Here is a 13,534-nt window from a genome sequence, read left to right as displayed (position 1 = left end):
CCAGGCGTTCCCGGCTGACCAAGTCTTCGACGCCTATATCGAGCGCTGCCAAAGCCGTCCCGCCGCCATCCGCGCGCTGGCGCTGGATGATCAGGCCGGCTTGCAGACACCAGCCTGAGCCTGGGCACATGATCCCGGGGCGTTCCAAAGGCCCCGGATCATGTTGCCGTCGCATTTATCTCCGGTCCGGCGTTCGCGTGCGGGGTTGCCATGGGCTGGGCCAGCTATTGCAACCGATGCCATCTCATTCAGAATCGACCTTCGAACGACAGGCCGATGATGCGGGGGGCGTTCACGACACCGCGGAGGTGACCGTCGAGATCGACGAAGCTCTGGGTCGGCTTCTGGACGTCGAAGATATTGCTGACAACGACGAACGCCCCGAAATGGTCGCCTTGCCAGCCCAGCTTGGTGTTTACCAGCGTGCGGCCGCGGATATCCTGCTCCGGCGGGATCGCAGGCTGATTGACGATGTCCTGGAAATAGCCGCTGCGATAGTTCGCGTTGACGTTGGCGAAGAGCCCCGTGGGATGCTGCCAGGTTGCGCTGCCTGATACCGTCCAGTGGGGCGCCCTGCTGAACTGGTTGCCAGGCACGAACTGGAAGAGTGTCCCGGTCGAGGATGCGGCATTCTCGAAGCGCGTATTGCTGTAACCTGCCCCCAGGAAGAGATTGAGTTCCGGTGTGGGCCGCCCGCTGATTTCGAGTTCTGCACCATAGAGACGTGACTTGCCGGCGTTGACGACCTGCGTATCGAACACCGACCCCGGCGTCAGTTGGACGGAGACCTGCTGGTCGTTCCAGTCGATATAATAGACGTTGGCGTTGACCGTCAGCTTGCGGTCGAACCATTGCGAGCGCACGGCGAACTCATAGTTCCATGTGTATTCCGGGCTGTATTCATAATACTGCCCGCGCTGCTGGTTGAGGCCGGACCCGCCCGCGCGATAGCCGCGCTGCGCCGTCAGGCTAAGCGACACGTCGCGGGTCAGGTCATAGGTGATGCCCGCTTTGGGGAGCCAGGCCTGGTAAGTGACTGTGCGCTGGGGAAGAATGCTGGTGGCGTTCGCGGCGGTCGCCTGCAACAGGGCGTTCAACTGGGTGACGATGGGCGCCAGTGCGGGGGGCAAGGCGCTCGGATCTGGCAATGCGCCGGTGATGGCAACGGTCTGGACAGAACCGCGATTCTGGCTTTCGTGATCGTAGCGCAGCCCGGCGATCAGGCGCAGCTTGTTGGTGAGGGGGAACGTCAGGTCGGCAAAGGCGGCATGGTTCTTGGTGAGGCGTGGTTGAGTGAGTGTGTTGGCGATCGGCACCGTGCCGCCATACAGATTGATGACCGTATCGACCGTTGCCTGCGGCATCCCCATCCCCAGCAATGTCCGGTCGATGCCAAGGCGGCGTAATCCCAGATTTTGCGTGGCGCGGAAGAGATAATCGCGATTGTCGTCGCGTAGGTAATAGGCACCGACCAAGCCCTGTACCCAGCTTTTCTGGACGTTCAGGCGCAGTTCCTGCTGAAACGTCTTGCTCGGATCACGGATCATGCCAACCTGGCCCGGCGTGGCGCTGCGATCCTGATCGTAGGTATTGAGGCTGCGGATATTGCTGTAATTGGTGACCGAAGTGAGCTTGAAGCCACCGCCAAGGTCATAGTCGGCCTCAAGTGTCGCGATGTCGCTCTTGACGGTGAGGATGTCGGGAACGTCTTCGGTCGCAACGCGCTGCGTGAGTGTATAGGGTGCATCAAATTGCGTCCAATCTGTGCCGCGTTGGTGGCGGTCATGCAGATAGGTCGCGACAATGCGCAGTTCGGGCAATGCCGCGGGGGTGAGCAGCAGCTTGCCGCGGATGGTCTCGGATTCGCGTCGGTCGCCATCGGTGTGCAATGTGACGTTTCGGACGAGGCCATCGGCGCGGGCAATCTCGCCAGCAATCCGGAACGCGAGTTGCCCATCGATAAGCGGACCGCCGATCGCCGCGCCCGCACGGCGTTGGCCGTCCTTGTCGGTCATGAGCAGCCGCGCCTTGCCGTTCCATTGATAGGTCGGATCGGTCGTCCGAATGATGACGGCCCCGGCTAACGCGTTACGCCCCTGCACGGTCGATTGCGGCCCACGGAACACCTCGACCTGGGCGATATCATAGAGATCGAGTGGCCCGACACTGAGCGCGACCTGCGGGAGAACGGCGCCATCCAGATACACGCTTGCCAGTGCGCCGTCGCCGCTGCCCGATACGTTGGACGCGTCAATGCCGCGGATCGAAAAGGTGGTGCGATTGCCGCTGATCGACAGGTTGGGGGTGCGCTCGAGGACGTCATAGACGCTCAGCAAATTCTGGCTGGTAATCGCCTGATTGGTCGTCACCGCGACGCTCGCCGGTGTGTCCTGCAGCGTCCGGTTCGATTTCTGCCCGGTAACGATGATTTCTGCCGCGCCTTGCTGACCAGCAGACTGATCTGCCGGGCTATTCGCTGGAACCATCTCCGGTGTGGCACCATGGGCCGTTCCCGCGGCTGTCAGAAGCATTGCAAGCGCGCCGAAGCGCGTGCCGATATTGGACATGGCTATTCCCCCGAGTTGGCTGCGCCTCGACTATTAACGTTGCTCTTGAGAGTCAATTGCATTAATTAACTCTCGAAAAGATCGAGATGGGGCGACAATGAGCTTGTTTGGAGATACATTCGCGCCGGTTGGCGGCACTGGCATCAACCAGGCATACGCTGGGTGGCGAGGGGCCTGGTGATTCCGTTTCTGACGTCCGCCCTGTTCGTGGGTGCAGGTATTGGCGGAAGCTGGTTCCTGCGATGCGCTTGGACAGACCGGGAGCGGGAGCGCCCTGACTTCAGGTTTACCGGCTGGGGCATATTGGTCGGTGCTCTGCTCGCATCAGCGGTCTGGATCGGGCCGATGCTCGGCCTCGCCTACGCCCTGACGCTGTTGCCTGTGGGCAGTCTGCTGGTTGTGGTGCACGGCGCAACCAGACGCGCGGCGCGCGAGTCCCGGCGAGCACGGCTTGCCCCTGCGCCGCTGGACGGCAAGTCGCGCGCATGGCGTGGCTGGCTCAAGGCCCTTCTGGCCGGGCCCCTCGGGATGCTCGCGGCGATGGCACTAGCATTCTGCTATGCTGCCTGGGCGCCCGGTGCGATTCAAACCCGCCTGTTAATCGCCGCCCTGCTAGTCCCGGCGCTCTGGGGGCTGGCCATGACTTGGACTCTCGCTGACCAGCGGATTATCCGGGCGACGGCTGTGCTGGGGGGCACAACCATCCTCGGTTTTGGCCTCGCCTTTCTGGGAGGCATCGCATGAGCCGTCCTGCCGAACGCCCACGTGGCGGCCTTTGGCGTAGCGAGATCGTGCGCGCCGTGCTGAACGGCCATTCTGTGCTGGGCATCGCCTTTGCCGCCGCGATCTACATCGTCTGCCTGAGTGGCACGCTCAGCGTCTTCGTGCGTGATTTTCAGCGGTGGGAGCAACCGGCCGCCCCGACCTTCCCGGTCGCCAGCGATGCGGCGATCGGACGCGCTGTCGTCGAGATGGGAAGCAGGGTAGGGACCAACAAGAATTTCTACGTTCTGCTGCCAAGTGACGACTTCCCGCGTCTTCTGCTCTCGTCGGGCAATGACGCGGATGACGAGGCTTGGTACGCCGATGCCAATGGCCATCTCGCAATGCGCGCGAAATCGCCCTGGACTGACTTTCTGGTCGATCTGCACACGCGGTTGCACCTGCCGCAGACCTTGGGTCGCTTTCTGGTCGGCCTGACGGGAGTTGCGCTCCTTTCGTCGCTGATTTCCGGTATTCTTGCCCATCCCCGTATCTTCCGGGACGCCTTTCACTTGCGGCTTGGCGGGTCGCTGCGGCTGGAGCAGGCGGATTTGCATAACCGTCTCGGTGTCTGGCCGCTGCCTTTTCATATCATCGTCTCACTCACCGGCGCACTCTTGGGACTGAGCACCGTGATCGTCGGCATTCTTGCGCTCCTGTTGTTTCGTGGCGATAGTCAGCAGGTCTATGCCCTGCTGGCGCCGCCGCAGGCGAAGGAAGACGCCCGGCCAGCACCCATGCCCGATGTAGCAACGCTGATTGCCGTAGCGCGCGACCGTGCGCCCGGTGCGCAACTGCGCCAGATCGAGGTCAGCCACTGGAGCCGCCGCGATATGCGGCTGGAACTGTCGGCATCGCGGCGCCGGTTGATCGCGCAGCAGGACAATATCACTTTTGATGCCACCGGCAGGATAGTTGCCGAAAAGCATCCTGCGGGCCTGACCGTCGGTGAACGGATACTTGGCGCGCTGGGCCCGCTGCATTTTGGCTGGTTCGGTGGGATGGCCGTTCGCCTCGCCTATGGGTTGTTGGGTCTGGCGCTCTGCGTCGTCACTGCATCGGGGATCACCATTTGGCTGGCGCGGCGGCGCGACAAAGGGCGAGCGGCACCAGGATGGGAACGGCTGTGGGCGGCGATCAGTTGGGGACAACCGGTCGCAATAGCCACGACGGTGCTGCTTGCTCTGCTGCTCCATGGCCGGATGCCGGACGGGACCTTGGTAGCGGTCTGGGCAACGGTCACGCTTCTCTCAGCGCTCATCGCGTCGGCGCTAACGGCGAGCTCCGCAGCCGACCTGGCCAGTGCGGGACGCATCGCCTCCGGTGTGCTGCTGCTGGCCTCCGCAGGAATACATGCGACGCAGTTCATGCACGGCGCGACAGACTTCGCGGGTTTTGTTGTAGATGGCGTCATCGTCATCACTGCAATTGGGCTGCTGCGATCAAGCTGGCCGCGTCCGCTTCCCTGAGGGTCAAATCATGGGAATGGGTCGCGGCAATCTTTGCGCCCACCTCCAAGAGAGAGTTCCGGTGCGCCGAAGGAGCAAGCATGCACCTTCGGCGCAGTCCAACTGGTCAATCGCTGGGCTACGGCGCCATAACAACCATCCTCCTGCATCAAATGAGCAGGGTCTTGCAGGTAAAAACCTACTCACTTCATGCTGTGGGCGGTACTATTATCGGTGGTCATACGCTGTTCCTGCTGTTGGCTGCTATCCTGTGCCCGAATGCGTGACCTTAAGGACCGCAAAATCCGCGTCAACACCGTCAGCCCGGGGCCGATCGAGACGGCGGGCCTGGTTGAACTGGCGGGCCCTGACGCCGCAGCCCAGCAGGGCCTACTCGATTTCACGGCTGGGCAGGTGCCGCTCGGCCGCGTGGGCCAGCCCGAAGAAGTCGCCAAGGCAGTGCTGTTTCTTGCCTCCGACCAGTCGAGCTATGTCAATGGCATCGAACTGTTCGTTGATGGAGGCATGGCCCAGATCTGATCCGGACAGGACGGCGCCGCCCAGCTTAGCCGGAAGCGCCGTCCCTCCTTGTCGCTGGACCATCATGATACAGGCGCCCGATTGCGTCGGGTGGGTCAGCGCAATGTGCGCTCGCAAACTTGGGCAAGTCTTCGGCTATGGTGACGATACGCGCCGTCGCAGGGCCGTTGCCAGACCTTAAGCGAAATTAGCGTGCTTGAGACATCGCCCGGCATTGCCGGGCCAGCGCCGCAAGCACATTTGGTGCGGATCGCAGCCTGACCGATCAAAGCTAGGCGTGCTCCCCTGATTTGACCCCAATCGTCTCTCTGTGTGGCGAAATCGGCCAACTCAGCGTCATCTGCTCCGTTGCTGCAGCTTGGTCAGCGCCTCATCAAGCGCGGAGAGAAAGCGTGAGCGATCGGCCTTGCTGAACGGGGCGGGGCCGCCCAACTGCTCGCCACCGGCGCGCAGATCGGACATGATTGCCCGCATGGCGATGGCGCTACCGATTGAGGCGCTCGTGAAGGGTTTGCCAGTTGGTGCGATGACCGTGGCGCCCAATTTCAGGCAACGATCGGCCAGCAGAATGTCGGCGGTGACTACCAACGTGTCGGCGAGGGTGTTCTCGACGATCCAATCGTCGGCCGCGTCGAATGCGTCGCTCACGACCTTGCGCGATATGAGCGCGTCGTGCGGCACCCGAATCGGGCTGTTGCTGACGACAACCACAGGAACCTTGTAGCGGAGCGCTACCTTGTAGGTTTCCTCTTTCACCGGGCAGGCATCGGCGTCGATCAGTATCTGCATCATGACCTACCGTAGAGCATCGCACGAAAGAGGGGGAACCGGTTTTTTGCCAAAAATGCTGCGACACCATCATCCTGGGCCCTGCGGTATGGTTGCCAAGCGCGCTGCTAACGCTGCCGCGCAATGGCCGCCGGCGCTCGCCAGCAGTGGCGCAGCGATCGCAGGGCGGTGCCGCGGCAAGCCCCCGACATTGCCGCATCAGACCGCGCACCGCGCCGTTGAGGTCGGTCTCAAAGCGCCGGTTCGAACACCGCATTGAGATAGGCCGCGATCCGCACCCCGGCGCGCTTGAGGCGGTCCTCGATCTCGGGACGGTGCTGGTAGGCGTAGCTCCACGACAGTGCCGGGTCGGTGGGGTAGATGGTCTTGCGCAGGGCCACGCTCTCGCGGATCCAGACGTGCGGATCGCGCTGGTTCCAGGCCACCACCTGGGCCGGGGTGATCGCGCGGGCGAGCCAGCCGGCATATTCGGAATAGGACAGGCCCTGCTGCTCGATCAGGGCCGAGTCCCACACGCTGTGGAGGTTTGTCGGCTTGCCGAACCAGGTGACCTGGACGGTATTGCCGCCGCGATCGGTGCCGGCGCCGGCGTGCAGCGGCTGGTGCAGATCGCCGATAATATGGACGATGAAGCGCAGGGCCATGCGCCGCTGTTCGATCGGCGCTGACGGGTCGCGCAAGGTTGCGGTAAACCGGGCGAGGGCTGTCATCGCATCGCCTTCGGGCGGGGCGTCACTGGCGACATAGTCGTCTCCCTTGACCGTGACATAGTGCCACGGGCTGGCCTGCTTCTGCCAGAACGGGTCGGGATCGGATTTCATCTCGTCGGGCCAGGTTGCCGCCTGGGCCAGGTCTTCCGAGCCGAGCAGGAGGTGGACTTGCGCGCGCGCTAGGCCACTGAGGTTGGCATCGGCGATCGCGCCGGTGATGCGATGGCCTTCGGGACCCCAGGCGTGGGCGGGCGAAGCCACTGCCAGCGAGAGAACAACCATCAAGGATCGGCGCATGCGTCTGTTCTCCAAGGAGATTGCGATCGGGCGTCGTTAGCGGGGCGCCGCGATGCGGACAACGGCGCTGCGACAGGACGCAGCGCAACGGGCTTGGTCGCTCGTCGCATGGACCGCAGTGAGGCGACTCATGCGACTGCTGCTGGGTAGGTCAACCTCGTCGTCACAGAAGAGCGTGCGGCAGAGAATCTGCGCTAGACTGGCCGATTGTACGCCAGCCTGCGAGAGCGGCAAGTAGCTGTTGCCTTTGGTGAATTTGCTGCCTTCTTAAGAGGCCTTGCCGCGCTGGCATCGGGCCGCGCGGATTGAGCAAGGCGCGTGATGTCCAGTCCCTCTTCCCTTTCCCGCAGCGCGTCGCCCGAGCATGCTCCTGGTGCATCGCGTGGTACGCGCATGCTGCGCACTGCATTCGGGCCGCGCATTTGCGCCTGGCTCGATGACCCCGCGGTGGTTGAAGTCATGCTTAACCCTGATAGCCGGCTGTGGCTCGACCAGCTTGGTGAGGGACTGGTGGCAACGACCGAAACCCTTTCAGGCGAGGATGCCGAGCGCATCGTCCGGCTTGTGGCGCACCATGTCGGTGCTGAAGTTCATGGCCGGGCTCCGCGTATCTCGGCGGAGTTGCCGGAAAGCGGAGCCCGTTTCGAAGGCTTGCTGCCGCCGGTGGTGGCCGCGCCGAGCTTTGCCATTCGCAAGCCCGCTAGCGCGGTCTTTACGCTGGGCGATTATGTCACGGCCGGCATTTGTCGCCCCGACCAGGCCGAGGCGCTGCGCAACGCGGTGGCATCGCGTGCCAACATTCTCGTGGCGGGTGGGACTTCGAGCGGCAAGACCACGCTGGTCAATGCCCTGCTCGCCGAAGTGGCGCGCTTGCCCGACCGGGTCGTGTTGATCGAGGACACCCGCGAGCTGCAATGCACCGCGCCCAATCTCGTCGCCCTGCGCACGGGCGATGGTATCGCCACGCTGTCCGAATTGGTCCGTTCGGCGCTACGGCTGCGGCCAGATCGCATTCCCATCGGCGAAGTGCGCGGCGGCGAAGCGCTCGATCTCGTCAAGGCCTGGGGCACCGGTCATCCCGGTGGCATCAGCACGATCCATGCCGGATCCGCGCTCGCGGCTTTGCGCCGCCTCGAACAGCTCATCCAGGAACGCGTCGTGACGGTGCCGCGCGCCCTGATTGCCGAAACCATCGATGTCATCGCGGTGCTGGTTCGCGACGGGCCGGCCCGCCGCCTTGCCGACCTCGTCGCAGTCACCGGCCTTGCTGCCAACGGCGATTACCAGTTCGCCCCGCTCGCTGCGTCCGCGGGGCATGCCCCTTCCATCCTACCTGAAGGAACCCTGCCATGAATGCGCGTTGCCATCTTTTCCGCCGGCGCTGCCTCGTTCCGCTGCTCCTCCCTGCCGTGTTGACGGTATCGGCGGGCACGGCTCATGCTTCAGGTGCCTCGATGCCTTGGGAGGCGCCGCTGCAGTCGATCCTGGAATCGATCCAAGGGCCGGTTGCCAAGATCATTGCCGTGATCATCATCATCGCTGCCGGGCTCTCGCTGGCGTTCGGCGATACCTCGGGCGGCTTCCGGCGCCTGATCCAGATCGTCTTCGGTCTCTCGATCGCCTTTGCCGCCTCGTCTTTCTTCCTCTCATTCTTCTCATTCGGCGGTGGGGCAGTGCTGTGAGCGAGGATGCTCCCGATCCCGCCATCGTTCCCGGCTTTGCCGTGCCGGTGCACCGCGCCCTGGTCGAGCCGATCCTGCTTGCCGGCGCGCCGCGCAGCTTGGCGATCATTAATGCCACGCTTGCTGGCGCGGTTGGGCTGGGCTTGCGGTTGTGGCTGGTCGGCTTGGCCCTGCTTGCCGTGGGCCATGGGTTTGGCGTCTGGGCCGGGCGCCGCGATCCCCAATTCGTAGAAGTCGCGCGGCGACATCTGCGCTTCCCGGCCTATTTTGCGGTGTGAGGGTGTCATGATGTCGCTGCGCGAATATCGCTCGGGCGCTCACCGCCTTGCCGACTTCCTGCCTTGGGCAGCGCTGGTTGCGCCGGGTATCGTGCTCAACAAGGACGGCAGTTTCCAGCGCACAGCGCGCTTCCGCGGTCCCGATCTCGATTCTGCCACCCCGGCCGAACTTGTCGCTGTCACGGCCCGGCTCAATGCCGCGCTGCGCCGCCTCGGGTCGGGCTGGGCGATCTTTGTCGAGGCTGCCCGCGATCCGGCGCGTGGCTATCCCGACGATGCCTTTCCCGATCCCGTCTCCGCGCTGGTCGAGCGCGAGCGAGCGGCCCAGTTTGCCGAGCATGGCGCCCATTTTGAAAGCCGCTATTACCTGACGCTCACCTGGCTGCCGCCGGCCGAGGACGCCGCGCGCGCTGAAAGCTGGCTGTTCGAAGGCCGCGTAGGGCAAAGCGGCAATGCCGGTGACTGGCTGCAGGGTTTTGCTGATCGCACTGAGCGCCTGCTGCGTCTGGTCGAGGGGTTCCTCCCCGAAGTCGCCTGGCTCGATGACGCGGCAACGCTGCGCTACCTCCATGCCTGCGTTTCGACTCGTCGCCACGCCGTCCGCGTCCCCGAGATCCCGGTCTATCTCGACGCGCTGCTCGCCGACGAGCCGCTGGTCGGTGGCCTCGCGCCGCGCCTGGGCGCAGCGCACTTGCGTTCATTAAGCGTAATCGGATTTCCGTCGGCGACCTTTCCCGGCATTCTCGACGAGCTCAATCGCCTGGCGTTTGCCTACCGCTGGGTGACCCGCGCGATCATGCTCGACAAGACCGATGCGACGCGCCTGCTCACCCGCATTCGCCGCCAGTGGTTTGCCAAGCGCAAGTCGCTGGGCGCGATCATCAAGGAAGTCATGACCAACGAAGCGGCTGTCCTGGTCGATAACGATGCTGCCAACAAGGCGCTCGATGCCGACCTGGCGCTACAGGAACTCGGAGCCGATCATGCCGGCGCCGCCTATGTCACAGCGACGGTCACGGTGTGGGACGAGGATCCGACCCTGGCCACCGAGAAGCTGCGGCAGGTCGAGAAAGTGCTGCAGGGCCGCGATTTCACGGTGATCAGCGAGACAATGAATGCGCTAGAGGCGTGGCTCGGCACGCTGCCCGGCCAGGTCTATGCCAATGTCCGCCAGCCGCCGGTCTCGACGCTCAATCTCGCCCACATGATCCCGTTGTCGGCGGTCTGGGCCGGGCCCGACGAAGATCCGCACTGGCACGCTCCGCCACTGTTCCATGCCCGGACCGAGGGCACGACGCCATTCCGCTTCGCGCTCCATGTCGGCGATGTCGGCCATTGCCTGGTGATCGGCCCGACCGGTGCGGGCAAGTCGGTGCTGCTGGCGTTCATGGCCCTGCAATTTCGCCGTTATCCCGAGGCGCGGATCTTTGCGTTCGATTTTGGCGGAGCGATCCGTGCAACCACCCTGGCGTGTGGCGGCACCTGGCAGGACCTGGGCCAGACCATCGTGGGCCAAGCCCCGGCCAGCACCAAAAGCATGGAGCCTCCCGAGCGTCTTGGCCTCGCGCTGCAGCCGCTGGCGCGGATCGACGATGCAGCCGAACGGGCCTGGGCGCTCGATTGGCTGCTGGCCATCCTCGGCGGCGAAGGCATTGTCGTCGATCCTGCCATCAAGGCCCATGTCTGGAGCGCGCTGGTCTCGCTGGCCTCGGCCCCGCCGGTCGAACGCACGCTCACCGGGCTCACTATTCTGCTCCAGCGCCAGGACCTCAAGCAGGCGCTCGCGCCCTGGTGCCTGGGCGGGGCGTTTGGCTCCCTGCTCGATGGCGAGCACGAAGACCTTGGCGAAGCGACGTTCCAGTCTTTCGAGACCGAGGGGCTCGCCGGTTCGGCGGCAGCACCGGTGGTTCTGGCCTATCTCTTCCACTGCATCGATCGCCGGCTCGACGGTGCGCCGACGCTGATCATCATCGACGAAGGCTGGCTGGCACTCGACAGTCCGGCCTTTGCCGCCCAGCTGCGCGCCTGGCTCAAGACCTTGCGCAAGAAGAATGCCTGCGTGGTCTTTGCCACGCAGAGCCTCGCCGATATCGCCGGATCGACCATCGCGCCGGCTATTATCGAAAGCTGCCCGACGCGGCTGTACCTGCCCAATGCCCGGGCCCGCGAGCCCCAGATCCTCGGGCTCTACCGCCGTTTCGGCCTCAACGATCGCCAGATCGCGATCCTCAGCGAAGCCACGCCCAAGCGCGACTACTACTGCCAGTCGCGGAGCGGCAACCGCCTGTTCGAACTCGGGCTGGGCGAGATTGCCCTGGCCTTTGCCGCAGCCGGGGGGCCGCGCGATCAGCAGGCGATCACCGCATTGGCCGAGGCCGGGGCAGGCACGCCTTTTGCGCTCGCCTGGCTGCGCGCCCGCGGCCTCGACTGGGCCGCGGAACTGCTCCCTGAAATTCTGCCACCTGCTGCGGAGAACCTGCTGCGATGAGTGTTCATCTGGGGCGCGCGCCGCGCGCTGTCACCGCATGGCTGGGAGCCAGCCTGCTGGCCGCCTTGCCTGGGCCAGCCCAGGCCCAGTTCAGCGGCATCGTCTATGACCCGTCCAACTACGCGCAGAACGTGCTCACGGCCGCGCGTGCCTTGCAGCAGGTTAACAACCAGTTGCGCCAGATCGAGAACCAGACCCAGTCGCTGCTCAACGAGGCGCGCAATCTCGCCAGCCTGCCGCTCTCGCTGGTCGCGCCGATCCAGCAGCAGCTCGACCAGACCCGGCAACTGCTGCGCCAGGCGCAGCGACTGAGCTACAATGTCGATACGGTTCAGTCGGGCTTTTCCGCCCGCTATCGCGCGATCGACCTGTCGGCGTCCGACCAGGCGCTGGTCACTGGTGCGCAAAGCCGCTGGCAAGACAGTGTTGCGGCATTCGAGGATGCGCTCAAGACCCAGGCTTTGACGGTCGGTCATCTCGATACCACGCGTCAGTCGCTGACCAGTCTCATGCAGGCGAGCCACGATGCGACGGGCGCGCTCCAGGCCATCGAAGCGGGCAACCAGATCCTGGCGGTGCAGTCGCAGCAGCTTGCCGACCTTGCCGCGACCTTGGTCGCCCAGGGGCGCGCCCAGACTCTCGACGCGGCGGCGGCAGCTGCAGCCAAGGCCCAGGCGCGTGAGCAGTTGCGTCGCTTCCTGGCTCCCGGCCACGGCTATGTCGCTGAGCCAGTCACGCTGTTTCACGAGTAACGGCCATGGTGCACCCCCGTATCCATCGCATCCTGCTGCTCGGCTTGCTTGGCCTCGCCGCGGTGATGGCGCTGATTGCGGCGCTTTTGCCGGCACCGCGCAGCGACGAACCGGGCGCTTTGCCCGATCCGCGACCCGTTGTCGTAGCGCCGCCGTTCGGCGCTCCCTCCGAGCGGCGTTGCACCACGATCGCGCCGAACGACCCGGCCATGGCATCCTGCGCGGCGTTGTGGGACGCAGGCCGTCGCCGCTTTTTTGGTCTGCCCACGCGCCAGTCCGCCGGGGCAGGGTCGGCTGCCGCTCCGTCGCCGGCGAAGGAGGCCTGGTGACATGAACGGCACCGGCATCATCGACCGCTTTCTCGCGGTCTTCTCGCGCTACATCGACAGCGGCTTTGGCCTACTCCATGGCGATGTAGCATTCATTGCCAGCACGCTGGTCGCGATCGACATCACGCTCGCTGCGTTGTTCTGGGCCTGGGGCGAGCACGAAGACATTCTTGCCCGTCTGGTGCGCAAGACATTGTTCGTCGGCATGTTTGCCTGGCTCATCGGCAATTGGAATCATCTTGCCAGCGTGGTCTTCGCCAGCTTTGCCGGACTGGGCCTCAAGGCCAGCGGCACAGCCACGACCACCGCGCAACTGCTCCAGCCCGGCCGCATCGCCCAGGTCGGGCTCGATGCCGGCCGCCCGCTGCTCCAGGCGATTTCCGACCTCATGGGCTATGTCAGCTTCTTCGAGAACTTTGTGCAGATCGTCGTCCTGCTCGGTTGCTGGGTCTTGGTAGTGCTCGCTTTCTTCGTCCTCGCCATCCAGCTGTTCGTGACGCTTGTCGAATTCAAGCTCAGCACACTGGCCGGCTTCGTGCTCGTACCGTTCGGGCTGTTCGGCAAGACTGCATTCCTGGCGGAACGCGTGCTCGGTAACGTCGTGGCTTCCGGGATAAAGGTCCTGGTCATGGCCGTCATCGTCGGGATCGGATCGACGATCTTCGGTGAGTTTACCGCCGCCATCTCGGGCACGCCAACGCTCGAGGACGCGATGACGCTGGTGTTGGCCAGCCTGACGCTCCTGGCGCTCTCGGTCTTCGGCCCAGGCATTGCCAGCGGGCTGGTGTCGGGTGGCCCGCAGCTCGGCGCCGGTGCGGCGCCAGCCACTGTGCTAGGTGCCGGCGGGCTTGCTGCGGGTGGCGCTGCTGCCGTTGGCCTTGCCGGCGGCGCG

14 protein-coding genes are annotated in these 13,534 nt (G+C 64.6%); 11 read left to right on the top strand and 3 right to left on the bottom strand.

Translation table 11 applies throughout. The features are described from left to right. Positions 1 to 248 precede the first annotated feature (248 nt). On the bottom strand, positions 249 to 2,567 hold the full coding sequence (locus H926_RS0105350) for a TonB-dependent receptor (protein WP_022675398.1): 2,319 nt from the start codon (positions 2,565 to 2,567) through the stop codon (positions 249 to 251). A gap of 177 nt (positions 2,568 to 2,744) precedes the next feature. Between H926_RS0105350 and H926_RS0105345 the strand changes: the two genes are divergently transcribed. The 4 genes from H926_RS0105345 (at position 2,745) to H926_RS0105335 (ending at position 5,317) form a co-directional block, all read left to right on the top strand. Beyond that, on the top strand, positions 2,745 to 3,311 hold the full coding sequence (locus H926_RS0105345; protein ID WP_028657621.1) for a hypothetical protein: 567 nt from the start codon (positions 2,745 to 2,747) through the stop codon (positions 3,309 to 3,311). Further along, on the top strand, positions 3,308 to 4,798 hold the full coding sequence (locus H926_RS0105340) for a PepSY domain-containing protein (protein ID WP_022675396.1): 1,491 nt from the start codon (positions 3,308 to 3,310) through the stop codon (positions 4,796 to 4,798). Before H926_RS0105345 ends, H926_RS0105340 begins: the two co-directional genes overlap by 4 nt. Positions 4,799 to 4,878: 80 nt before the next feature. Next, entirely contained in the window at positions 4,879 to 5,064 is a 186-nt protein-coding gene (locus tag H926_RS34055) for a hypothetical protein (protein ID WP_169041993.1), read from the top strand. Next, entirely contained in the window at positions 5,057 to 5,317 is a 261-nt protein-coding gene (locus H926_RS0105335) for an SDR family oxidoreductase (protein ID WP_022675395.1), read from the top strand. The genes H926_RS34055 and H926_RS0105335 overlap by 8 nt, the downstream gene beginning before the upstream one ends. Positions 5,318 to 5,653: 336 nt before the next feature. Here H926_RS0105335 and H926_RS0105330 read toward each other — a convergent pair whose 3' ends face one another. Further along, positions 5,654 to 6,106, bottom strand: coding sequence for a YaiI/YqxD family protein (locus tag H926_RS0105330; protein ID WP_028657620.1), 453 nt, complete (start codon positions 6,104 to 6,106; stop codon positions 5,654 to 5,656). A 230-nt stretch (positions 6,107 to 6,336) separates the two neighbouring features. Continuing rightward, the gene (locus H926_RS0105325) at positions 6,337 to 7,113 is read right to left on the bottom strand and encodes a S1/P1 nuclease (protein ID WP_022675393.1); all 777 of its coding nucleotides are present in this window, start codon (positions 7,111 to 7,113) and stop codon (positions 6,337 to 6,339) included. A gap of 393 nt (positions 7,114 to 7,506) precedes the next feature. Here H926_RS0105325 and trbB point away from each other — a divergent pair, with 393 nt between their 5' ends. The 7 genes from trbB to trbL all read left to right on the top strand — a co-directional run. Further along, a complete protein-coding gene (gene trbB, locus H926_RS25740; protein ID WP_022675392.1) occupies positions 7,507 to 8,466 on the top strand; it encodes a P-type conjugative transfer ATPase TrbB in 960 nt (319 codons plus the stop codon). After that, positions 8,463 to 8,795 carry a TrbC/VirB2 family protein gene (locus tag H926_RS0105315; protein ID WP_022675391.1) on the top strand — a complete coding sequence of 111 codons (333 nt, stop codon included), beginning with the start codon at positions 8,463 to 8,465 and terminating at the stop codon, positions 8,793 to 8,795. The genes trbB and H926_RS0105315 overlap by 4 nt, the downstream gene beginning before the upstream one ends. Then, complete coding sequence (locus H926_RS0105310) at positions 8,792 to 9,073, top strand: VirB3 family type IV secretion system protein (RefSeq protein ID WP_022675390.1); 282 nt, start codon at positions 8,792 to 8,794, stop codon at positions 9,071 to 9,073. The genes H926_RS0105315 and H926_RS0105310 overlap by 4 nt, the downstream gene beginning before the upstream one ends. A 7-nt stretch (positions 9,074 to 9,080) precedes the next feature. Next, a complete protein-coding gene (gene trbE, locus H926_RS25735) occupies positions 9,081 to 11,561 on the top strand; it encodes a conjugal transfer protein TrbE (RefSeq protein WP_022675389.1) in 2,481 nt (826 codons plus the stop codon). Then, complete coding sequence (trbJ, locus tag H926_RS0105300; protein ID WP_022675388.1) at positions 11,558 to 12,313, top strand: P-type conjugative transfer protein TrbJ; 756 nt, start codon at positions 11,558 to 11,560, stop codon at positions 12,311 to 12,313. The genes trbE and trbJ overlap by 4 nt, the downstream gene beginning before the upstream one ends. Before the next feature lie 5 nt (positions 12,314 to 12,318). Continuing rightward, entirely contained in the window at positions 12,319 to 12,642 is a 324-nt protein-coding gene (gene trbK-alt, locus H926_RS0105295; RefSeq protein WP_022675387.1) for a putative entry exclusion protein TrbK-alt, read from the top strand. 1 nt (position 12,643) lies between these two features. Further along, positions 12,644 to 13,534: P-type conjugative transfer protein TrbL (gene trbL, locus H926_RS0105290; RefSeq protein ID WP_022675386.1), on the top strand; the 891-nt coding region annotated here is incomplete at its 3' end.

The sequence above is a fragment of the Novosphingobium sp. B-7 genome, from assembly GCF_000410615.1.
GTDB lineage: Bacteria > Pseudomonadota > Alphaproteobacteria > Sphingomonadales > Sphingomonadaceae > Novosphingobium > Novosphingobium capsulatum.
The sequence above is the reverse complement of the archived record's forward strand: the minus strand, read 5'-3'. Positions and strand labels throughout refer to the sequence as shown.